Below are 20423 nucleotides of genomic sequence, written 5' to 3'. Positions count from 1 at the left end.
TCAGTAACCCCAGCGCGCCAGCTCGCTGACGAGGTTGCGATACAGCTGCTGACGGCTGAAGAAGAACGCCGAGTTGTCCTCGCCATCGCAGCTGACACTGGGGATGCCCGGCACTTCGGAATCGTTCGGCGCCATGTGATTGAGGCCGGGGTGCGGCTGTTGCGGATCGTTCGACACCGCCGCGAGCCAGCGTGAAACCACCGGCGTCGGCGCGCCGCTGTCGCCGGGTCCGTAGTGCGTGAAGCGCTGCGAGTTGACCGAGATGTTGCCGTCGTTCGGCCCTTCGCGCTCGTTGATGACGTCCCAGAACAGCTTGTTCGATCGATAGCAGGGATGGCTGATGTCATCGATCTGCGAACTGAAGGTCTGGTACAGCACCGGATGCGCGGGATCGACCGGCAGCGGGTACAGCGCGTTGAAGCTCGGCGCGCAGGCTTCGCCGTTCTGCGGTCTGCAGTTCATGTCGGTCGTCTCGAGCATGTACTTGCGCGTCAGCGCGACGACGGATTCTCCGCCTTCGGTGATCAGCGCCTCGTTCTTCGAGAACGAATCGACCGCGAACGCAAGATCGAGCAGCAGCGAGCGGCACCCCGGCGTCAGGCAGGCCAGCAGCAGTTCCTGGATCCAGTCCGCTTGCGCGGTGCCCTTGTTGGCACCGGCCATCGCGGTCCAACTGGCGACATGCCTGTACATGAGCTCGCCGCTGTACTCGTTTCGTACCGCGGCCATCATGTAACGCGAATCGGCGCAGCCCTGCGAGTGACAGATGATGTTGAACTGCAAGCCGCGTCGGCAGCTCATCTCATCGGCAAAGTCATGCCGCGCGCGCAGCGCCGGATCGACGCAGTACTGCTGTGTCGCGAGATGCACGCCGTCGACAACCTGCGGATTTTCCCCTTCGCAGAGAATCTCCGTCAGCGTCGTGCCGGCGCATTTCTTGTACAGCAGGCGCCCACGCCGCTCATGCGAGGCATACGCGAGCTTGTCGGGCTGGAATACGACGACACCCGCGGCCTCCAATGCAGTCTTGATGCCGTAGACGTCGAATTCCGCACCCGGCTCCGGGATATCGCCCTGGAACGCGGTGTCCGCGGTGCGCGACCAGGCGTGCGAGAACAGGATCGGCCAGCGTGTCGCTTGCGTCGTCTCGCTATCCGGCGGCGCGGCGTAGAAAGTGCCGTCCGGTCCTGCGCCGCGCTGCAGTCCGTGCGCCGTCGCCCAGGCATCGACTTCACCGGCCGAGAGCGGCGCCGTGATCGCGTCGCGATCGCTGCCGCCGCAGGCGGCGAGCAGCAGACAGAGCGCGAGCGCGATGCGGCGCATCAGGGCGCCGGTGTCGGCATCGGATCCGGCCCTGGGCTGGCGAGCGGATCGTAGAGGATGTTGCGCAGCAGGTCGCCGACGAAGGGCACGCCGATCAGCGCCGACGGCGTCGCTTCAATCGCCTCGATCAGGTCGATGAACACCTGCGCGACCGGCACCAGATCCTTCTTCTCAATCTTGTCGAGCGTATCGGCGGCGTCGTACAGATAGTTCGGCCCGGCGATCAGGCTCGCAGTCGGCACGCCGGAACCGCAGACAAAGCCGGCATCGGTCGGCAGCAGCCCGGTCGGGCATAGCGCGTGGCCCTGGATCATCGCGGTGCGGCGCAGGTCGTGCTTGATGATCGAATTGATCATCTGCAGCTTCAGCGTCGGCCCGAGATTCTCGATGATCGCGCGCAGCTCCGATTTGTCGGTGACCTGCAGCGCGCCGTCTGGCCCGGTGATGCCCTGCTTGCCGATATGCTCGAGCGTGACGTTGGCGACGAGGCGGTACGGCGTCTCCTTGTCGACCACGTACTTGCGGACGAACTCGCGGTGCTGCTGGTAGCCGGTGAAGTGGCTGTCGAAGGTCGCGAACATCAGCGTCTTCTCGCGCGAGTCCGGCGGCTGCGACGCGAAGTACTGCGCCTGCGCGAGCACGCTCGCTGTGCCGCTGGCATCCTCGACCGCGCCGTCGAACACCGAGTCGTGGTGCGACTGGATCATGATCGTGTCGGTGCTGCGGCCGGGCAGGAAGCCGACGACCGTGCGTGCCGTAGCGACTTCGCGCGAGCCTTCCATGTGCATGGTCACCCGCGGCGGCGTGCTGGCGTTCTGCATCGCCGCGCGCATCCGGTCGCCGGCCTTCTTCGTGACCCAGAAGCCGGGGATCGTCACCTGCGTGCGGCGGTAGAACTCATTGTGATACTTGTTGGAGTCGAAGTAGTCGGCGAGCACGCCGACGAAGCCGACCGCACCGGCGTCCATCGCCGCCTCGGCGAAGTTCGCGTAGCTGGTGATGAACGGATTGCCGATCACCAGCGTCGGCTCGACGATCGTCAGCATCGGGTCCCAGAAGAACTCCATCAGCGGCGCGAAGCCGGCCGGCGGCAGCAGGAAGCGCAGGTCGAACATGACGATCTTGCCGCGCACGTCCTGCCGCGCGAAATCCGCGGCCGTACCGCGACCGACGTCGACAATCTCGGCGGTCAGGCCTTGCGGCCCGGTCGAGAACACCGACGGCTGGTCGATCGTCACGAGCGTGTGCGCGGTCGGATAGCTGTCGACCGGCTCGCCGTTGAACTGCAGGCTCGAACTCGTCACCTGCCAGTTCCAGGACGGCGCGGTTTCGTAGTGCACATCCTGCAGGCCGAGCTTCTCGAACTCGCACTTGACGTAAGCGGCGGCGCGCTCGCCCTCCGGCGTACCGGTGCGGCGATAGCCGATGCCGACCAGATCCTCGATCCAGCCGTAGATGCGCGCCTCGTCCGGCATGCCGACTTCGATCGGGCCACTGCCGGCGCAGCTGCCGCCGGCCACCCCGCCGCCGCCATTGCCCGTCGCGGCGTCGTCGCTGCCGCCGCAAGCGGACAGGGTCAATGCGCAGGCGCCGAGCAGCGCCAGTTTCCAGCCTGAATGAACCACGTGAACTCCTCGCGCGCCGGTGCCCCTTGAGGCACTGGCCTTGTGTTCGGGCGCGACCCCCGCGTCCCCATACCGGCAATCTAGACTAGCGGTCCCGCCGCCGGCTTGTACCAGATGACGAAGATCGAAGACCCGACCGCAGATTCCGCGTCGCCCGGCGACCTGCCGCATCCGGCGCCGGCCGGCGTGTCGATCTACTACTGGCCCTGCAGCCTGGTGCTGCTCGCCCGCTCGCTGTTGCTCGACCGGCCGACCGGCCCGCTGTCGGCAACGCTGCGCATTGCCTGCGGCGAGCCGTACACGATCGAGGTGCAGGGCAAGGCCCTGCGCACGCGCGCCTCGCTCGTCGCACCGAAGGCGGAGCGCAAGAAGATCGTCGCGCTCAACAGCGACATCGCGTTGTTCTATCTGCCGCTGGAACTGCCGGAGTATTCCGGCCTGCGCGAAGTGCTGGACGGCGAGTCGCTGGTCGACCTGCCGATCGAGCGATTCGCATCGCTGTTGCCGACGATCCGGCGCGGCATGAGCGACTTGCTGGCGCCGGCGGAAGTCAAAGCCCTGGTGCGCGACGTCGTTGCGGCGGTCTGCGGTGAAAGCAGCTCAGCGCCGCCGGCGATCGACCCCCGCATTGCCGCGGCGCGCGCGATTCTCGACGCCACACCGCTCAACGAAATCAGCCTCGATATGCTCGCCGAGCGCGTGCACCTGTCGTCATCACGCCTGCGCGAACTGTTCCGTCAGCAGACCGGCTTCACGATCGGCGAGTACGCCCGCTGGCGCGCGGTGTGGCGTGCGGCGATGTTATGGAAGCGTGGATTGAAGCTCACCGACCTCGCGGTCGAGGCCGGCTTTCACGATCTGGCGCATGCCGACAAGGCCTTCAACGAAGTGTTCGGCATGAACCCGTCGAAGGTCATCGACCCGCGCTTTGTCGCGCTGGTGAACTGCGAATAGCGCCGACGCTCAGTCCGCTGCCGGAGATGGCAGCGGCGTTGCCGTTGCCGGTATCAGATCGACGACCACGTAGCGCGGCGGCGGCGGCAACGACAGCCGGTACAGCGCATAGACCGTACCGAGGATCAGCAGATGTGCAACGACCGCAATGAGCACGACCCGCCCCCAACTTGCGCGAAACTGGCGTAGCCGCTGCGCAAGCGACTGTGGAGGGGGCTTCTGGATCGGCATATGCCGTCAATTGTGCGCGATGCGGGTGTGGAATGCCTGCAGCCTGGCCTCGATCGACGATTCCAGCGTCAATCCCGCGGTGTTCAGAAAACCCGCGACCATTTCGTAATGACCGACGAGCATGACGATCTCGATCAGCAGCTTGTCGCTGTAGCCGGCACGCAGCGCATGCCAGGTGCCGTCGGAGATCACCCGCTCGCGCAGCAGCTCGTCGCAGGCTTGCATCGTTGCGCGCTCGACCGGATCGGCAAACGCCTGCGAGCCCTGAGCGACCGCAACGATCTCCGCATCGGTCACGCCGCAGCGCAGACCGATGTCGACATGCTGACCCCACTCGTAGCGGCTGCGTGTGTTCCAGGCGGTGCGCAGGATGATCTTCTCGCGCGTCGCCGCTGGCAGACGGCCGAACGGCATCAGCCTTGAAGCGAAATACAGCCAGCCCCAGAACAGGCGCGGATTGATGTGCAGCACGGTGAAGATGTCCGGCAGCTCGCTGCGGCCGAACCAGCGCGAGGCCTGCGCGACGCCGCGGAACAGCAGGCCGCGTTCGCGCGGCGGCGGTGGCGTCAGGCGCGGTGCGGCATGGGTGATCCAGCCGCCGGGCGGCGTCAGTTCGTTCGATGTCATGGGGATTCTTCGTTGCGGCCTCGGTAGGCGCCCGGCGTCTTGCCGGTCACCTGCTTGAACCATTTGAGGAAGGCCTGCTGGGTCGAGAACCCGAGGCGTTCGGAGATGTCGCGGGCCGGCACATCGGCATCACGCAGCAGTTCGAGCGCGAGCGCGAGGCGCACTGCTTTCAGCTCGGCACCGTAGTGGGTGCCCGCCAGTTCCAGCTTGCGATGCAGGCTGCGGCTGCTGATGCCGAGCTGGGCGGCGACGGTGTCGCGCGACGGCGCGCCGTCGGCCAGCATCGCCTTGACCAGCTGGCGCACGTCCTCGACCAGCGATGTCGGCTCGGCACGCTGGCGCATCAGCGCCGCCGCGTGCTGTTCCAGCAGGCCTTTCAGCTGCGCGTCGCCATACGGCATGCGCGTGTTGAGCGCGTCGACCGGCATCGTGATCGACGTCAGCGGCTGGTCGAAATGCACCGGGCATTTGAAGAAGCTGAAATAAGCGCGGCGCAGGCCGTTGGTCTCCGGCGCGCTGTGGCTGAAACCGACGGCGAGCGGAAACGCCTGCTGGTTCGGCAGCAGGAAGCGGCTCGTCACGACCAGCGCGCCCAGCACGTACTCGCTGGCCTGGCGGCGGAACGCCGGACCGCCGGCGAGGCATTCCCAGCTCAGGTCGACCGCGCCCGGGCGGCGGGTGATCGCGAAGCGGCCGATGTTGCTGAGCAGGCCGTTGAAGCGCACGGTGACGTCGAGCACTTCGCCGAAGGTCTTGCAGGTCTGCGCCAGATGGCCGAGCGGCCCGAACGTCGCCGGCTGGATGTCGTTCGCGAGATGCAGGCCCACCAGCGGCAGCGCATGGCGCTTGGTGATCGACTCCAGCATGGCCTCGATCGCACTGAGCGGAATCGCGCCCTCGGCGTCGGCCAGCTTGCCGACACCGACGCCGGTATCGCCGAGCAGCTCGTCGGCGCTGATGCCGATCGCCTGGCCCATCGCGACGATGTGCTGCAGGTGACGCACCGAAATCCAGCCCTGGGTCTTCCGATCTGCCACGTCCGCGCTCGCTCCCCCCGCTCCCCGGTCCCACCGTCCGGCGACGGTCCGAGTGTGCAGCAAATGCGGCCAGAATTGGCCGCTGGCCGAATCGGATACTGCCGCTGACCTGAATGAGGACTAGGCCCGCCGCCGGCGCGCTCCTACGATCGTCGGCATGCCGCTCAAGGCATGGTTTTCGACAGGTTCGACAACATGGCCGGATCAACCCGCTCGCGCCTGCTGGCCGGCAAGCGCTGCTTCATCACCGGCGCCGCCAGCGGCATCGGTCGCGCGGTGGCCGAGATGGCCGCCGCGCAGGGCGCGCTGCTGTATCTGACCGACATCGATGCGCAGGGTCTCGACGGCCTCGTCGCCCAGCTGCGCGGCAGCGGCGCCACGGTGATCGCGGCGCGTGCGCTGGACATCTCCGATTTCGACGCGGTGCGCGCCTATGCGGCCGACATCCATACCGGCAATGACAGCATGGACGTGATCATGAACATCGCCGGAATCTCGGTCTGGGGCACCGTCGAGAACCTGCGCCACGAGCACTGGCGGCGCGTGGTCGACGTCAACCTGATGGGGCCGATCCACGTCATCGAATGCTTCGTGCCGCCGATGATCCGCGCCGGCCGCGGCGGACATCTGGTCAACGTGTCGTCGGCTGCCGGACTGTTCGGCCTGCCCTGGCATGCCGCCTACAGCGCGAGCAAGTTCGGCCTGCGCGGCGTTTCCGAAGTGCTGCGCTACGACCTGCGCCGCCACAACATCCACGTCAGCCTGGTCTGTCCGGGCGGTGTCGACACCGGGCTGGTGCGTACGCTGCAGATCGTCGGCATCGACCGCGAGCAGCCGGAACTGCGCGCGCTCACCGAGCGCTTCCGCAGTCATGCGGTGACGCCGGAGATCGCCGCGAAGGCCATCCTCAAGGGCATCCGCCGGCGCCGCTACATGGTCTTCACGTCGCTCGATGTGCGCATCGGCTACTGGTGGCAATCCAAGTTCGCGCCGCCTTACGAGTGGGTCATGCGCCTGCTCAACAATCGCATCCACGCCGTCGCCAAGGCCGATTCCTGATGCGCGGCCTGCGCCTGCTCGCTGTACTCGGCGCGACACTGCTCGGTGCCTGCGGCGGCGGCGAAGCGCCGCCCGCCGCCGCGCCGGCCGACGACGCCGCGGCCCTGGCCGACCGCACGGCGCCGATGCACACGCAGACGCTGGAGTTCACCGCCAGCGACGGCGTGCGCCTCAAAACTTTCGTCAGCAGCGCGACGGACGATTTCCGCGCGCGGCCGCTGATCGTCGAGTTCACGCCCTACGGCTCCAGCTCCTTCGCGCAGCAGTTCAGCGCGCCGGCGAGCTTTGGCGATACCTTCGGCACCGCCTACAACCACGTCATCGTCAACGCGCGCGGCACCGGCGCGAGCGAAGGCATCTGGACTGCGATCGGTCCGCGCGACCAGCTCGACATCGCCGAGTTTCTGGCCTGGGCCTGCGAGCAACCCTGGAGCGACGGCCGCATCGGCCTGTTCGGGTTCTCGGCCAGCGCGATTGCGGTCTACAACTCGATGCATCTGCCGCTGGCCTGCGTGAAGGCGGCGTCGTTGCTCGCCGGCACCAACGATCTGTATCGCGATCTGCTGTATCCCGGCGGCATCCTCAATCTCGCGCCGGCGGCGGCCGTTGCGCTCGGCGTCGGCGCGCCGTTCCTGCAACAGGCGGCGACCGGCGTCTCCATGGGCGAGCCGGTCAGCGACGCGTTGATCACGGGCCTGGGCATGCTCGGCCTCGACGTCGGCATTCTTCTGCACACTTCGGAAGACGCCTACTGGCTCGATCGCACGCAGCGGCCCGGCCCCAACCGCTTCCCGGTCATGGCCGCGACCAGCTTCTACGATCCCGAACCGCGCGGACCGTTCGAGAGTTACAGGATGCTGCGCGCACAGGGCATCGACACCCAGCTGCGTGTGTTCGGCGCGCACGATGGCTTTCCGGCCGGCACCGAAAGTCCGTATCCGGATTTTCTGCGCTGGTTCGATCATCACGTGCGCGGCATCGCCAACGGCATCGATCGCGAACCGCGCGTGCAGCTGCTGGTCGGCAACGGCAGCCAGGCCGCACTGAATGCGGGCGAGTTCACGCGCATCGACGGCAGCGACTGGCCGCTGCCGGGCACGCGCTGGCAGGCCCTGCATCTCGATGCCAGGCGCGCGGGCAGTGCGCGCTCGCTCAACGACGGCACGCTCGCCACCGCGGCCGTGGCCGACAAGGCCAGCCAGCTGTATCTCGGTCTCAACTCGCTGCCGACCGCGACCGATCCGCACACGACCTCGACGATCGCCGCCGGCGGCGTGCGGACGCTGTTCGACACGCTGCCGCTGCTGACCCAGCTCGCCGTGCAGGAACCGCTGGCGCTGACCTACACGACGCCGGCGCTCGCCGCGCCGCTGGATGTCGTCGGTCCGGCGAACCTCAAGCTGTTCCTGTCGGCCGTGCTGCCGGTATCGGACATCTACGCCGTGCTCGGCGATGTCTGGCCCGACGGCCAGGCCTACGCGGTCGGCGTCGGCCGTCTGCGCATGAGCTATCCGGGCATCGATCCCGAACGCTCGGTCTACGACGCGAGCGGCGCGCTCGTGCAGCCCTACGGCATCTACAGCGAGAACGACCTCGCGTTGCCCGGGCAGCAGCGCGAGTACAACATCGAGTTCTGGCCGATCGGCAATCGCTTCGAAAGCGGCCATCGTCTGCGGCTGTATCTGCTCGGCACTTCGCTGTACATGCTGTCGGTGCCGGGCGTGAATGTGCTGTCTATCGGGGGCGACACGCCTTCTGCGCTGATGCTGCCGGTGCTTGCCGGCAGCGATCTGCAGCAGGCGTTGCCGCAATAGGTTTCTTCAAGCAGTGGGGCCGAGGCGACCGGCAATGTACCGGTGCCTTGAGCGAACGACGATCAGTCGGCGAGCAGGTGGAGAGTAGACATGCAGAAAACTCTGGCAGGAGCGATCCGTCAGCGCAGGGGCTTGTGCGCGGCGGCAGTACTGACGGTATATCTCGCGGACAGCGGGCCGGCGCAGGCGCTGGATTTCGACTACGCCGACATCACCGGCACCTTGAACACGCGCCTGACCCTCGGCGCTTCGTGGCGTGTCGAAGATCGCGACAACCGCTTCATCGACAAGAACAACCTCGACCCGAGCCTGTGCGGCACTGGCATCGACGACGCCTGCGTGTCGTTCAACGGCAATCCCGAGCCGAACCGGAAGCTGATCGACGCGCCGGGCGCGTTCTTCGGCGTCAACAAGGACGACGGCAACATGAACTACGACAAGGGCGATGTCGTCGCCGCCGTGTCGAAGATCAGCAGCGAGCTGACAGCGAGCTGGGGCGATCTGACGTTCAAGGCCAGCGGCACCTATTTCTTCGATCCGGTCAATGACGATTTCGATGATCGCCATTTCGATCCGACCTATCAGCCGTCGCGCACGCCGCGCAGTGCCGAAGCACGCGGCGTGATCGGCAGCGACGCGACGCTGGAGAATCTGCTCGTCAGCGGATTGTTCAACTTCTTCGACCACGACTTCGCGCTGGCGGTCGGCTATCAGCAGATCCGCTGGGGCGAGTCGACCTTGATCGCGCTCAACAGCCTCGCCGAGATCAATCCGCCCGACGCGCGTTATCTGTATCAGCCGGGCACGCAGATCGCCGCGGTGTTCCAGACCACGCCGGCGGTCGTGCTGTCGACCGCGCTGACCGACGATGTGACGATCGACCTGTTCTATCAACTCGCCTGGCGCGGCGTCGAGCTGCCCAGCGGCGGCAGCTTCTTCTCGACGCTGGACGTCATCGGCCGCGATACCGCACTGCTGACGGTCGGCCAGTTTCACGAAGACCCCGAACGGCGCCAGCGCCTGCCAGGCATCGGCGTGAACATTTCCGATACGTCGCTGACCGTGCCGCTCGACGAGAAGGGCGGCGAGCCGCGCGACGACGGCCAGTTCGGCGCCAAGCTGACGACCTACTTCCAGGACATCAGCACCGAGGTCAGCCTCTATGCGCTGAACTACCACAGCCGCCTGCCGTACCTGAGCATGTACGCCGCGGACCACACCTGCATCGCCGATACGACGACCGATGTGCTGCAGGCCACGACGGACTGCCGCGGCATGAAGCTCAATCCCAACGGACTCGAGCCCACGCCGATCGACACCGCCAGCATCTTCCTCGACTACCCCGAGGACATCCAACTGTTCGGCGCCAGCTTCAACACGACGCTCGGCAAATGGTCGCTCGCCGGTGAAGCCGCGTACCGGCCGAACGTGCCAGTGCAGATCCACATTCCCGACGTGGTGTTCGCCGGCATCCAGCCGGCGCTGCCGGCGAACGACATCGTGCTCGGTCTGGCGACGATCGGTCAGCTGTCGGTGCAGAGCCTGATCAACGCCGGACTCGATCCGGCAACGGCACTCGCCATCGCGACCTCGCCGGAGACAATCGACCTTGCCCTGCAGCTGGCCGCGCATGCGACGACGGACTTCGCACTGCCTTCGCGGCGCCATGCGGCGCCAAGCTTCCTGACCGAATACCGCGGCATGGAGACGGTCGAACCCAACCAGCTGATCCGCGGCTACGAGCGCCTGCAGGTGCTGCAGTCGAGCTTCACCGGCATCCGCATCTTCGGCAGCAGCGAAAATCCCTTCGGCGCGGATCAGGTCCAGCTGATCGTCGAAGCCGGCTTCACCTGGGCGCTCGACATGCCGTCGCGCGACGAGCTGCAGTTCGAGGGTGGCGACTACAACAACACGCATGCGAGCGGCGGCGCCGACGGCAGCGGCGGCCTGCCAGCGGACGGTTCGCCGGTAACGATGCGCCTGACACCGACGCAGCAGACCAGCGGCTTCGCCGACGAGTTCGCGGCCGGCTATCGCGCGATCGTGCGCCTCGAGTACAACCAGTGGCTGTTCGGCTGGACGTACAAGCCGCAGCTGGTCTGGTCGCACGACGTCGAAGGCATCTCGATCAGTCCGATGCAGAACTTCGTCGAGGGCACGATGATGTTCCAGATCGCGACCGACATCGAGATCAGCAACCGCCTGACGACGCAGTTCTACTACCAGGGCTGGGCGGACGGCGGCAGCGTCAACGGCATGCGCGATCGTGATTTCGCGGGCTTCGCGGTCGCCTACAGTTTCTAGAAGCAGCAGCGCGGCGCGCCGTCCTTGGCTTAGGATGCGCGCATGAAGACAACACAAAAACCGCCCGTTGTCGGGCTCGCGCTCGGCAGCGGCGCGGCGCGCGGCTGGTCGCATATCGGCGTGATCCTGCAGCTTGAGGAAATGGGTATCCGTCCGCAGGTGGTCGCCGGCACTTCGGTCGGCGCCCTGGTTGGCGCCATCTACGTGACCGGCCAGCTGAAGGAATTCGCCGACTGGGTGCAGACCCTGACCGTGCGCGACGTCGTCGGTCTGATGGACTTCAGCTTCTCCGGCGGCGTCGTCCGCGGCGAGCGGCTGTTCGGTTCGTTCTCGACGCGCCACGCCAATCCCAATATCGAGGACCTGGAGCAGCGCTTTCTCAGCGTCTGCACCGACATGAAGACCGGCCGCGAGATCTGGATCGACGAAGGTCCGGTGCTTGTCGCGGCGCGTGCGTCCTGTGCGTTGCCGGGCATGTTTCCGCCGGTCGAACACGATGGCCGCTGGATGCTCGACGGCGGCCTGGTCAATCCGGTGCCGGTGTCGGCCTGCCGTGCGCTGGGCGCGGACGTCGTCATCGCGGTGAACCTCAACGCCCAGCTGGTCGGCGGGCATCTGTCGCGCGCCAGCCGGCAGGCCGTCGAGGATGAGGTCAAGGCCGAGCAGACCGGCGTGCCGAGCGAGGCGCAGGCCGCCGAGATCGCCGCGGCCGACTTGCCGGGCGAAGCCGCGGCGGCCGTCGAGGCGCAGATCGCGCCCAAGCCGGTGCGTGGCTTCTGGCAGAGGCTCATCGGCTACTTCGAGAGCGGCAACAGCGAGCGGCCCGGCATGTTCGATGTCGTCGCATCAAGCATCAACATCATGCAGGACCGCATCACGCGCAGCCGCATGGCCGGCGATCCGCCGGAGATTTCTCTGGTGCCGCTGCTGGAAGACTATGCGCTGATGGATTTCCACCGCGCCGCGCAGGCGATCGAGGAAGGCCGCGACGTCGTGCGCCGCCATGAGAACGAGCTGCGCGCCTGGACCCAGATCGGCTGAATACTGCGGCAACGCTGGAGCGGCCCCTTGTGCAGGGAGCCGCGCTTGCGGCGACTCCCTGCACGAACTGGGGCTGGCGGTCAGCGCGCCGGTGCGGCCCCGTCCGCCGAAGCTGCCGGCTTGGCTGCCTGCAGATCCCGCTGAAGATCGTGGGCTCGCTTGATGATGTACTGGTGAATTGCTTCGGCGTTGTCCGGCGTCAGCTTGTCCATCACCGACGGCATGCCGCGCTGCGCATAGGCACCGGCGAGGATGCCGCCGAAGATCTGGTGCTTCTCCGGCTTCAGGTAGCGCAGGTCGGGGATGACCGTTCCGGAAATCGCATTGGGCCCGTGGCACATGCCGCAATGGCCGTTGTACAGCTCTCGCCCTTCGTCGATAAGCTTCGCATCCGCGGTCAGCGGCGGCGGCTCCGGCAGCGCCGCGGGCTCGTTGTTCGGCGGCGGCAGCGAGGCTTGCCCGCCGATCTTGTACGTCAGCACGCGGGCTTCAGGACGCACCTTCGCTGGCTCCGACAGCGCACCGAGCGCGAGCGGGAACGCGCCACCCCAGCCGGCGGCGACGGTCACGTACTGTTCGCCATTGATCTCGTAGGTCACCGGCCCGGCCATGACGCCGGTGTTGGCCTGCGTCTCCCACAGCTTGTCGCCGTTGTTGGCGGCGTACGCGACGAAGCGACCGTCGGCGGTGCCCTGGAAGACCAGGCCGCCAGCCGTGCTCAAGGTGCCGCCGTTCCAGACGGTGACGTAGCTCTGGCGCCAGACTTCCTTCTTCGCAACCGGATCCCAGGCGATGAGGTGGCCCTTGTGCGCGGCAACGACGCCGTCGAGTTCTTTCTGCGTTTCCGGCAGCGCGATCGGCGTTGAACCCATGTGCCAGGTGCCTTTGCCTGAATACGGCTGATCTTTCGGCGCGAAGTACGCGATCGCCTCCTGCATCGGCAGGTAGACGAGGCCGGTCTGCGGATTGAAGGACATCGGCTGCCAGTTGTGCGCGCCGAGCGGGCCGGGCGATACGAGCCGGGGTTCCTTCGACCAGTCGGCGTCCGCGCTCTCGACCGGGCGGCCTGTCTTCAGATCGACATGCGTCGCCCAGCTCGCCGGCGCGAACTTGTCGGCGCTGAGCAGTTCGCCGGTGATGCGGTCGATCACGTAGAAGAAACCATTCTTCGGCGCCTGCATCAGTACCTTGCGCATGCCGTCGCCGATCTTCAGGTCGGCGAGGATGATGTGCTGTGTCGCCGTGTAATCCCAGGTGTCGCCCGGCGTCGTCTGGTAGTGCCAGACGTAGTCGCCGTTATCGGGCTTGAGCGCGACGATCGACGACAGGAACAGATTGTCGCCACCGCCCGGGCTTCTGACATTGCGGTTCCAGCTGCTGCCGTTGCCGACACCGATGTAGAGCAGATCAAGCTGCGGGTCGTAGGCCATCGAATCCCAGACCGTGCCGCCGCCGCCGAACTCCCAGTACTTGTCGCCCTTCCAGGTCGGCCGCGCGATCTCCATCGCCTTGTCCTCGTCGGGCTTGGACGGGTCGCCAGGCACGGTGAAGAAGCGCCACAGCTGCTTGCCGGTCTCGCTGTCGTAGGCGCTGATGTAGCCGCGCACGCCGAGCTCCGCACCGCCGTTGCCGATGATCACCTTGTCCTTGATGATGCGCGGCGCGCCGGTGATCGTGTAGCTGCGCCGGCCGTCAAGGACCGTATCCACCGTCCAGACCACCGCGCCGCTCTTCGCGTCGAGCGCGATCAGGCGACCGTCGTAGGCGCCGACATAGACCTTGCCCTTCCACACCGCGACGCCGCGATTGGCGACATCGCAACAGCCGTCGCGGCCCTTGTCGCGCGCGACCTTGGGATCGTATTTCCAAAGCTCTTTGCCGGTCACCGGATCGAGCGCGGAAACGATCGAGAACGCGCCGGTGACGTACATGACGCCATCGACGACGATCGGCGTTGCCTCGGTCGCGCGATCGACATCGAGCCGGTACTGCCAGGCGAGGCCGAGCTTGGCGACGTTGGAAGTGTCGATCTTCTTCAGCGGACTGAAGCGCTGTTCGTCGTAGGTGCGGCCGTGGCTGAGCCAGGAACCGGGCTCGCTGTCGGCGTTGATGATGCGCGCGCCGTCGACCGCGGCGACCGGCGCGGCGGCTGCGGCAACGGGCGCCGGCGGCGTGTCCGGCTTTCCACAAGCACCCAGCAGCGTGGCCAGCGTCAGTGCGCCGGCAAGCAGTTTCGTTCGTGATTTCATGGCGGAGTCCTGAGTTCGGGATTGGAGGTTCAGCTCAGCGCATCGGCGCGGCTGGCGAAGCGGTCGCGCAGCTCGCGCTTCAGAACCTTGCCGCTGGCGTTCTTCGGCAGCTGGTCGACGACCTCGAAGAACTTGGGCACCTTGAAGCCGGCGATACGTTCGCGGCAGAAGGCGGTGAGATCCTCCGTGGACAGGGTTTTCCCGGCGCGCGCGACAACGACCGCCGTCACCGCTTCGATCCAGCGCGGATGCGGAATACCGAAGACCGCGACTTCGGACACCGCGGGATGCGCAAAGATCACTTCCTCGATCTCGCGGCTGGCGACGTTCTCGCCGCCGGTCTTGATCATGTCCTTCTTGCGATCGACGACACTCAGGTAGCCCTCGCGATCGAAGACGCCGAGGTCGCCGCTGTGGAACCAGCCGTTGCGGAAGGATTCGGCGGTCTTCTGCGGATTCTTCCAGTAGCCGAGTGTCGCATGCGGACTGCGATGAACGATCTCGCCGACGACGCCAACCGGGCAAGGCTCATCGTTGTCATCGACGACTCGCGTTTCGACGTTGATCGCCGGCCGCCCGGCCGAGCCCAGCTTGCGCAACTGGTCTTCGGGCTTGAGGATCGTCGCGACCGGCGACATCTCGGTCTGGCCGTAGAAGTTGAAGAGCCGCAGCGCCGGGATACGAGCCGCGATCTCCTTGACGATCTCGACCGGCATGATCGACGCACCGTAGTAGCCCTTCTTTAGCGACGACAGATCGGTGGCGTCGAAATCGGCATGCCGCAGCAGCGAGATCCACACCGTCGGCGGGCAGAACAGCTTGGTGACCTTCTCGGCCGCGATCGTCTTGAGCAGGGTGCCGGCATCCGAGGACGGCAGCACGATGCTCGTCGCACCCAGGTAGAGATCGGTCGTCAGGAAGCAGTCGAGCTGCGCGCAGTGATACAGCGGCATCGGGTGCGCTTCCACATCGTCGGCGCTCATCTCGCCGTCGATGATGACGCTCGCATACTGCGCATAAAGGCTGCGTGCCGACAGCAGCACGCCCTTGGGGCGCGATTCGGTGCCGCTGGTGTACATCATCTGCACTGGCGCATCGTCGTCGACGTCAACGTCCGGCTCCGCGCTGTCGGGATGCTCCATCCAGGACTGCACGAGTTCCCAGCCGGTCGGCGTCGTGACCAACTTCTCTCGGATCGAGCCGCGCAGCTTCATCGGCCGTTGCGCCTCGACGATCGCGGCATCGGCAACAGCGGTCAGCGCATCCTCGGCGACGATGGCGCAGATCTCGCCGTTGTCCAGAATGAAAGCGATCTCCGGCGCGCTGAGCATGAAGTTGATCGGCACGGCGACCGCACCCAGGCGCGCGAGCGCAAAGCGGGTGACGACGAAGCCGTGGTTGTTATGCGACAGCAGCGCCACATGATCACCGCGACCGACACCGCGCGCCGCCAGCGCGTTCGCGGTCCGGTTTACCGTGTCGTTCAATTGCGCAAAGGTCTGCCGGACATCCCGGTAGATCAGCGCCGTCTTGTCCGGAAAGCGCATGGCACTGCGGTGCAGCAGATCGGCAAGCCGCTGCCGGCGTGCGGACCGGACCAGTCCTGAGTTCTCTGCAGCTTCGTTCATCGCTCTCTCCTCGTATTTTTAATGGTGTGTCGCGGCGACGCTTCAGCTCATCGCGAAGCCCTGGTAGCCCTCGCTGGCGACCTTGTCGCAAAGCTCGCGGTACGCGCCGACGCCGAGGTAGGGCATGAACACCCTTGGCTTTCCGGGCACGTTCGCGCCCATGTACCAAGTGTTGCCGCGCGGAAACAGCGTCGAGTGAGCCACCTCGTTGACGTGGTCGACCCACTGCGCCTGCGCTTCCGGCAGCGCGCGGATCGCGGACTTGTTGTTCTGTTGCAGGTGGCGCAGGCAGTCGGCGATCCAGTCAACGTGCTGCTCGATCGACAGCACCATGTTGCTCAGCACCGCCGGACTGCCCGGACCGGTGACGGTGAACAGATTCGGGAACCCGTCGACCATCAGGCCCATCATCGTGCGCGGACCTTCGGCCCAGCGTTCGCGCAGGGCAACGCCGCCTTCGCCGCGGATGTCGAGCGACAGCAGCGCGCCGGTCATCGCGTCGTAGCCGGTCGCGTAGACCAGGCAATCGAGTTCGATATCGGCACCGCTGTTCAGGCGCACGCCGCGCTCGGTGATCTCGTCGATCGGATCGCGCGCCAGGTTCTGCAGCGTGACGTTGGGCCGGCTGAAGCTCTCGTAGTAGTTGGTGTCGAGGCAGAGTCGCCGGGTACCTACGAACTGGCCCTGCGGAATCAGCTGTTCGGCCAGCTCCGGGTTACCGACGCGCTCGCGGATCTTGCTGGCCAGATAGTCCTGGGCGACGCGATTGGCCTCCTCGCTGATCAGCAGATCGCCGAACGACACCATCAGCGCGAACGGCAGGCCGCTGTCGTGGCAGGCGTCGAAGATTTTCGTGCGCGTCTCTTCGGAGACATCGAAGACCGAAGCCGCGTAGGTTTCGCCGGGAATGCCGACCATGTGCTTGCGCGCCTGATCGCGCAGTTCGTCATAGGAACCCTTGATCGACGCGACGTACTTGGGGTCGAGCGCGGCATTCTTCGCCGGCAGGCTGTAGCTGGGCGTACGCTGGAATACATGCAGATGCGCAGCCTGCTCGGCAATGATCGGGATCGCCTGGATCCCCGATGAGCCGGTGCCGATGACGCCGACACGCTTGCCGCTGAAATCCACCGGCGCTTCCGGCCAGCGCGCCGTGTGATAGACCTCGCCATTGAAGAGATCCATGCCGGGCAGCTGGACGTCCTTGGGCACCGACAGGCAGCCGGTCGCCATGACGACGAAGCGCGCCGCGATGATGCCGACGCCTTCGGCCTGCACGTTCCACAACCGCGTCTGCTCGTCGTAAACGACCGAGGCGACCGGCGCATTGAACAGGATGTCGCGGCGCAGATCAAAACGGTCGGCAACATGGTTGGCGTAGCGCAGGATTTCGGGCTGGGTCGCGTAGCGCTCCTGCCAGGTCCAGTCCTGCTGCAGCTCCTGATCGAAGGAGTACGAGTACTGCACGCTCTCGACGTCGCAACGCAGGCCCGGATAGCGGTTCCAGTACCAGGTGCCGCCCACCGACGGGCCCTTCTCGAGAATCTTGGCGGACAGGCCGAGCTTGCGGCAGCGATGCAACATGTACATCCCGGCCCAGCCGGCGCCGACAATGACGACATCAAGGTCATGGCCAGCGTCGTGGCCCGGATCGCGGCCTTGAGATGTCGGGTTGCAGGGTGCGTTCATTATTTTGCGTCTCCTCTCGATGTGCGCTACACCGTAGGAAACGCGCCGCCACCCCAGCCACTACCCGCATCGGGTAGCGGAGACCCTTACCCGAATCGGGTAGTTTGATCCGAGGAGACGATCAACTAGAGCTGGCATGAACAAGGCGAGCCCCATCACCCGCGCGGCGTCCGACGCCGCGCCGACACCGCAGCGCATCCGCCGCGACGCGATACTCGCCCGCGTGTTCGCCGACAACGCGGCGCCCATCGTGCTGCTGCAGGCGCCGGCAGGGCACGGCAAGTCAACCGTCCTGCGACAGGTTCGCGACGAATGCGAGAACCGCGGCGTTCGCTGCGGCTGGCTGATTCTCGATGACTCCGACAACGATGCGAGCCATCACGCGGCGCACCTGCAGCGGATGCTGCGCCAGTTCCTGCCGCCCGCAAAGCTCGCCGGCAGCGGCTCGAAGCGCGGTGGCGGTGGCGGCGGCGGTCGCGCCGACCGCTCCGACTGGATCGTCGACCTGCTTGAGCAGGAAGACTGCGCGATTGCACTGTTCATCGACGAGTTCGAGACGCTGAGCGACAAGTCCGTCCTCGCCTTCTGGAAGGATTTCCTGCTCAAGCTGCCGCCGCACGTCAGGATCTTCATCGCGGCCCGGTCGTCGCCGGATGTCGGCATTCCGCGCCTGACCGTCTCGGACCGGCTGCTGGCGCTGTCCGCGCGGGATCTGTGTTTCTCCGAGGACGAGGTGCGCAGCTTCTTCCGTTCCACCGAAACGGCGGCGGCATCGGACCGGGACATTCACGCGATCCATCAGCGCACCGAGGGCTGGCCGGCGGCGATCCAGCTGTTCCGCCTGGGCGTGTCGCGGATGTCGCCGGTCGAAGTGCTCCGGGGCCTGGATCAGTACCGGCCGCAGGGCCTGGCGGACTACCTGACCGAGTGCGTGCTGGACGGACTGTCGACCGATGTACGCGCATTTCTCGAACGCACCTGCATCCTCAATCGCCTGAATGCGCAGATCTGCAACGCGCTGACGGGGCGGTCCGACTCCAAGGCGATACTCACGCGCCTGGAGAAGCAGGGGTTGTTCGTCAGTGCGATCGACGACGGCTCCGGCTGGTTCCGCTACCACACGCTGTTCGCCACCCAGCTGCGTGAGCAGCTGCTGACCGAGTCCCCCGAGCGGTTCCGTCAGCTGCATCAGGACGCCGCGAAGTGGTTCTTCGCGAACGGCGTGCCGGGCGATGCGATGCATCATGCCGTCGCCGCCAACGATCTCGCCGCCGCGGCCGAAATCCTCGAGTGCTGGTCCGAGCGGCTCGTCGCCGACGGCGAGCTGTCGATTGCCGATCGCTGGTTCGAGTGCCTGCCGCTGGGCGAGATCCGGCGCCGCCCGGTGCTCCAGCGCCGCCTGGCATGGGCGATGGCGTTTCTGCGCCAACGCGGCAAGCTCGCGAAGATCATGGACACCGGCGAGACCGAAGACGGCGCCGACGTTCCACCCGACGAAGCGCCGGTCCGCTCGATCATCGCGATCTGTGCCGACCAGATGGACCAGGCGTTCCGGATCACCGGTCGTGTCAGGAATCGACGCGGCGATCTCGATCGTTTCACCAGCTTCGAACTCGCGGCGGCTGCCAATCTCGACGCCTTCGGCAAGCTGGTGATGGGCGACTTCCGCGGCGCGGAGCGTGCGCTGGCGACGGCCAAGGCCTACAACGAGAAAGGCCAGGCCTTCTTCAGCGCCGGATACACCGCCAGCGTGCATGGGCTCAGCCTGCTGCTGAAGGGCAGGACCGCGGACGCCATCGAGCATCTGAGCACCGCGCTGATCGCACAGCGCCGCGCGCTGGATCTGCCGTTTGCCACCGCGCCGCTGGCTTGCTGTTATCTGTGGTGCCTGTATGAATCGAGCCGTCTCGATGAGGTACTCGCGACGTTTGCCAGCTACCGCGACATGATTCTCGGCTGCGCCATTCCGGACCTGTTCGCGGTCGGCGTGTTGTCGGCGCTGCGCGCGCACCGCGCGCTGCGGCAGGACGATGCCTACCACGCCCTGCTTGCCGAAGCCGAGGTCATCGCGTCACAGAGCGGCTGGCCGCGAATCGTGCAGACCTTGCAGCGCGAGCAGCGGGCCGAGCGCGGCAGATCGGGTCACGACGCAACCGCGATTCCCGATCAGGCCTGGCTGACGTTCGAGGAGCTGTTCACCGGACGCACGCTGGCGCCGATCCGGCTGGCGATCAAGGAGGAGCGATATGCGGAAGCCTCCGAATCCCTCGATGTGCTGCTGGGACTGCGACCGGACTGCGCGCTGCTGAACCTGCGCCTGGGCTTCTGCAAGGCCCAGCTGCTGGAGGCGCGCGGACTGCGCAATCCGGCCGCGCGCCAGTTCGCCGCCAGCGTGCGTCTCGCTCACGACAGCGGATTCGTGCGCTCGGCGCTCGAGGAGGTTCGCGAGCAGCCGGAGCTGAAGGCGCACTTCTTGCACTCACTGCAGGCCCAGCCGGATTCTCCGCTGATCGGCTTCCTGTCCGATGCCGAAAGCAACGGCCCTGCTATCCCCTCGGAAACGGCCGTTGATGCGGCGGCCATGGACATCGGCCAGTTCAGCGAGCGGGAGCGCGAGATCGCCGGCTACCTGAGCCAGCGCATGTCGAATCATGAGATCGCGACGAGCGCGAACATCTCCGAGAACACCGTCAAATTCCACCTCAAGAAAATCTTCGCGAAGCTCGGCGTCAGCCGGCGGTCCGAAGCGTACGTGGCACTGATCAAGCGCCTGCGCCGCGCCGACTGAGCACTGTCCAGGCCACCCGAAACGGGTAGTGGTGGGGCGGGTAGTGCCGCCCTA

Annotated in this window: 14 protein-coding genes; 6 read left to right on the top strand and 8 right to left on the bottom strand. The window is 66.4% G+C overall.

Annotation, left to right across the window (positions count from 1 at the left end; all coding sequences use genetic code 11):
• The gene (locus AC3WUF_RS02250) at nt 1–1323 is read right to left on the bottom strand and encodes a lipase family protein (protein ID WP_492421987.1); all 1323 of its coding nucleotides are present in this window, start codon (nt 1321–1323) and stop codon (nt 1–3) included.
• Nucleotides 1323–2948, bottom strand: a complete 1626-nt coding sequence (locus AC3WUF_RS02245; protein WP_492421986.1) for a M28 family peptidase — start codon at nt 2946–2948, stop codon at nt 1323–1325. Before AC3WUF_RS02245 ends, AC3WUF_RS02250 begins: the two co-directional genes overlap by 1 nt.
• A gap of 114 nt (nt 2949–3062) precedes the next feature.
• Here AC3WUF_RS02245 and AC3WUF_RS02240 point away from each other — a divergent pair, with 114 nt between their 5' ends.
• On the top strand, nt 3063–3902 hold the full coding sequence (locus AC3WUF_RS02240) for a helix-turn-helix domain-containing protein (RefSeq protein ID WP_492421985.1): 840 nt from the start codon (nt 3063–3065) through the stop codon (nt 3900–3902).
• Nucleotides 3903–3911: 9 nt separating this feature from the next.
• Here AC3WUF_RS02240 and AC3WUF_RS02235 read toward each other — a convergent pair whose 3' ends face one another.
• The 3 genes from AC3WUF_RS02235 to AC3WUF_RS02225 all read right to left on the bottom strand — a co-directional run bounded on the left by AC3WUF_RS02235 (nt 3912) and on the right by AC3WUF_RS02225 (nt 5797).
• Nucleotides 3912–4058, bottom strand: coding sequence for a hypothetical protein (locus tag AC3WUF_RS02235; protein ID WP_492421984.1), 147 nt, complete (start codon nt 4056–4058; stop codon nt 3912–3914).
• An 81-nt stretch (nt 4059–4139) separates the two neighbouring features.
• Nucleotides 4140–4760 (bottom strand): carboxymuconolactone decarboxylase family protein, encoded by a 621-nt coding sequence (locus AC3WUF_RS02230; protein ID WP_492421982.1) that lies wholly within the window; start codon nt 4758–4760, stop codon nt 4140–4142.
• Nucleotides 4757–5797, bottom strand: coding sequence for an AraC family transcriptional regulator (locus AC3WUF_RS02225; RefSeq protein WP_492421980.1), 1041 nt, complete (start codon nt 5795–5797; stop codon nt 4757–4759). The genes AC3WUF_RS02230 and AC3WUF_RS02225 overlap by 4 nt, the downstream gene beginning before the upstream one ends.
• A gap of 195 nt (nt 5798–5992) precedes the next feature.
• Between AC3WUF_RS02225 and AC3WUF_RS02220 the strand changes: the two genes are divergently transcribed.
• The 4 genes from AC3WUF_RS02220 to AC3WUF_RS02205 all read left to right on the top strand — a co-directional run bounded on the left by AC3WUF_RS02220 (nt 5993) and on the right by AC3WUF_RS02205 (nt 12015).
• The gene (locus AC3WUF_RS02220; RefSeq protein ID WP_492421978.1) at nt 5993–6856 is read left to right on the top strand and encodes an SDR family oxidoreductase; all 864 of its coding nucleotides are present in this window, start codon (nt 5993–5995) and stop codon (nt 6854–6856) included.
• Nucleotides 6856–8670 carry a CocE/NonD family hydrolase gene (locus tag AC3WUF_RS02215; protein ID WP_492421976.1) on the top strand — a complete coding sequence of 605 codons (1815 nt, stop codon included), beginning with the start codon at nt 6856–6858 and terminating at the stop codon, nt 8668–8670. The genes AC3WUF_RS02220 and AC3WUF_RS02215 overlap by 1 nt, the downstream gene beginning before the upstream one ends.
• Before the next feature lie 90 nt (nt 8671–8760).
• Complete coding sequence (locus AC3WUF_RS02210) at nt 8761–10974, top strand: DUF1302 domain-containing protein (RefSeq protein WP_492421975.1); 2214 nt, start codon at nt 8761–8763, stop codon at nt 10972–10974.
• Between the two features lie 42 nt (nt 10975–11016).
• Nucleotides 11017–12015 (top strand): patatin-like phospholipase family protein, encoded by a 999-nt coding sequence (locus AC3WUF_RS02205; protein ID WP_492421973.1) that lies wholly within the window; start codon nt 11017–11019, stop codon nt 12013–12015.
• Between the two features lie 80 nt (nt 12016–12095).
• Here the strand turns inward: AC3WUF_RS02205 and AC3WUF_RS02200 are convergent, their stop codons facing one another.
• The 3 genes from AC3WUF_RS02200 to AC3WUF_RS02190 are packed head-to-tail and all read right to left on the bottom strand — an operon-like array spanning nt 12096 to nt 17581.
• The gene (locus tag AC3WUF_RS02200; RefSeq protein ID WP_492421971.1) at nt 12096–14264 is read right to left on the bottom strand and encodes a PQQ-dependent dehydrogenase, methanol/ethanol family; all 2169 of its coding nucleotides are present in this window, start codon (nt 14262–14264) and stop codon (nt 12096–12098) included.
• Nucleotides 14265–14293: 29 nt separating this feature from the next.
• On the bottom strand, nt 14294–15892 hold the full coding sequence (locus AC3WUF_RS02195; RefSeq protein WP_492421969.1) for a fatty acyl-CoA synthetase: 1599 nt from the start codon (nt 15890–15892) through the stop codon (nt 14294–14296).
• A gap of 42 nt (nt 15893–15934) precedes the next feature.
• Nucleotides 15935–17581 (bottom strand): flavin-containing monooxygenase, encoded by a 1647-nt coding sequence (locus AC3WUF_RS02190; protein WP_492421967.1) that lies wholly within the window; start codon nt 17579–17581, stop codon nt 15935–15937.
• 136 nt (nt 17582–17717) lie between these two features.
• Here AC3WUF_RS02190 and AC3WUF_RS02185 point away from each other — a divergent pair, with 136 nt between their 5' ends.
• Nucleotides 17718–20369, top strand: a complete 2652-nt coding sequence (locus AC3WUF_RS02185) for a helix-turn-helix transcriptional regulator (RefSeq protein WP_492421965.1) — start codon at nt 17718–17720, stop codon at nt 20367–20369.
• Nucleotides 20370–20423: the final 54 nt, after the last annotated feature.

The sequence above is a fragment of the Fontimonas sp. FW305-C-3 genome, from assembly GCF_058783185.1.
This window is presented reverse-complemented; position numbering and strand designations above follow the sequence as displayed.

What these genes read in the sequence shown, in the direction of transcription:
- AC3WUF_RS02185 (WP_492421965.1), top strand. Translation starts at nt 17,718, where the DNA reads ATGAACAAGGCGAGCCCCATCACCCGCGCGGCGTCCGACGCCGCGCCG.
- AC3WUF_RS02230 (WP_492421982.1), bottom strand. Translation starts at nt 4,760, where the DNA reads ATGACATCGAACGAACTGACGCCGCCCGGCGGCTGGATCACCCATGCC.
- AC3WUF_RS02195 (WP_492421969.1), bottom strand. Translation starts at nt 15,892, where the DNA reads ATGAACGAAGCTGCAGAGAACTCAGGACTGGTCCGGTCCGCACGCCGG.
- AC3WUF_RS02215 (WP_492421976.1), top strand. Translation starts at nt 6,856, where the DNA reads ATGCGCGGCCTGCGCCTGCTCGCTGTACTCGGCGCGACACTGCTCGGT.
- AC3WUF_RS02240 (WP_492421985.1), top strand. Translation starts at nt 3,063, where the DNA reads ATGACGAAGATCGAAGACCCGACCGCAGATTCCGCGTCGCCCGGCGAC.
- AC3WUF_RS02220 (WP_492421978.1), top strand. Translation starts at nt 5,993, where the DNA reads ATGGCCGGATCAACCCGCTCGCGCCTGCTGGCCGGCAAGCGCTGCTTC.
- AC3WUF_RS02210 (WP_492421975.1), top strand. Translation starts at nt 8,761, where the DNA reads ATGCAGAAAACTCTGGCAGGAGCGATCCGTCAGCGCAGGGGCTTGTGC.
- AC3WUF_RS02200 (WP_492421971.1), bottom strand. Translation starts at nt 14,264, where the DNA reads ATGAAATCACGAACGAAACTGCTTGCCGGCGCACTGACGCTGGCCACG.
- AC3WUF_RS02190 (WP_492421967.1), bottom strand. Translation starts at nt 17,581, where the DNA reads ATGAACGCACCCTGCAACCCGACATCTCAAGGCCGCGATCCGGGCCAC.
- AC3WUF_RS02205 (WP_492421973.1), top strand. Translation starts at nt 11,017, where the DNA reads ATGAAGACAACACAAAAACCGCCCGTTGTCGGGCTCGCGCTCGGCAGC.
- AC3WUF_RS02250 (WP_492421987.1), bottom strand. Translation starts at nt 1,323, where the DNA reads ATGCGCCGCATCGCGCTCGCGCTCTGTCTGCTGCTCGCCGCCTGCGGC.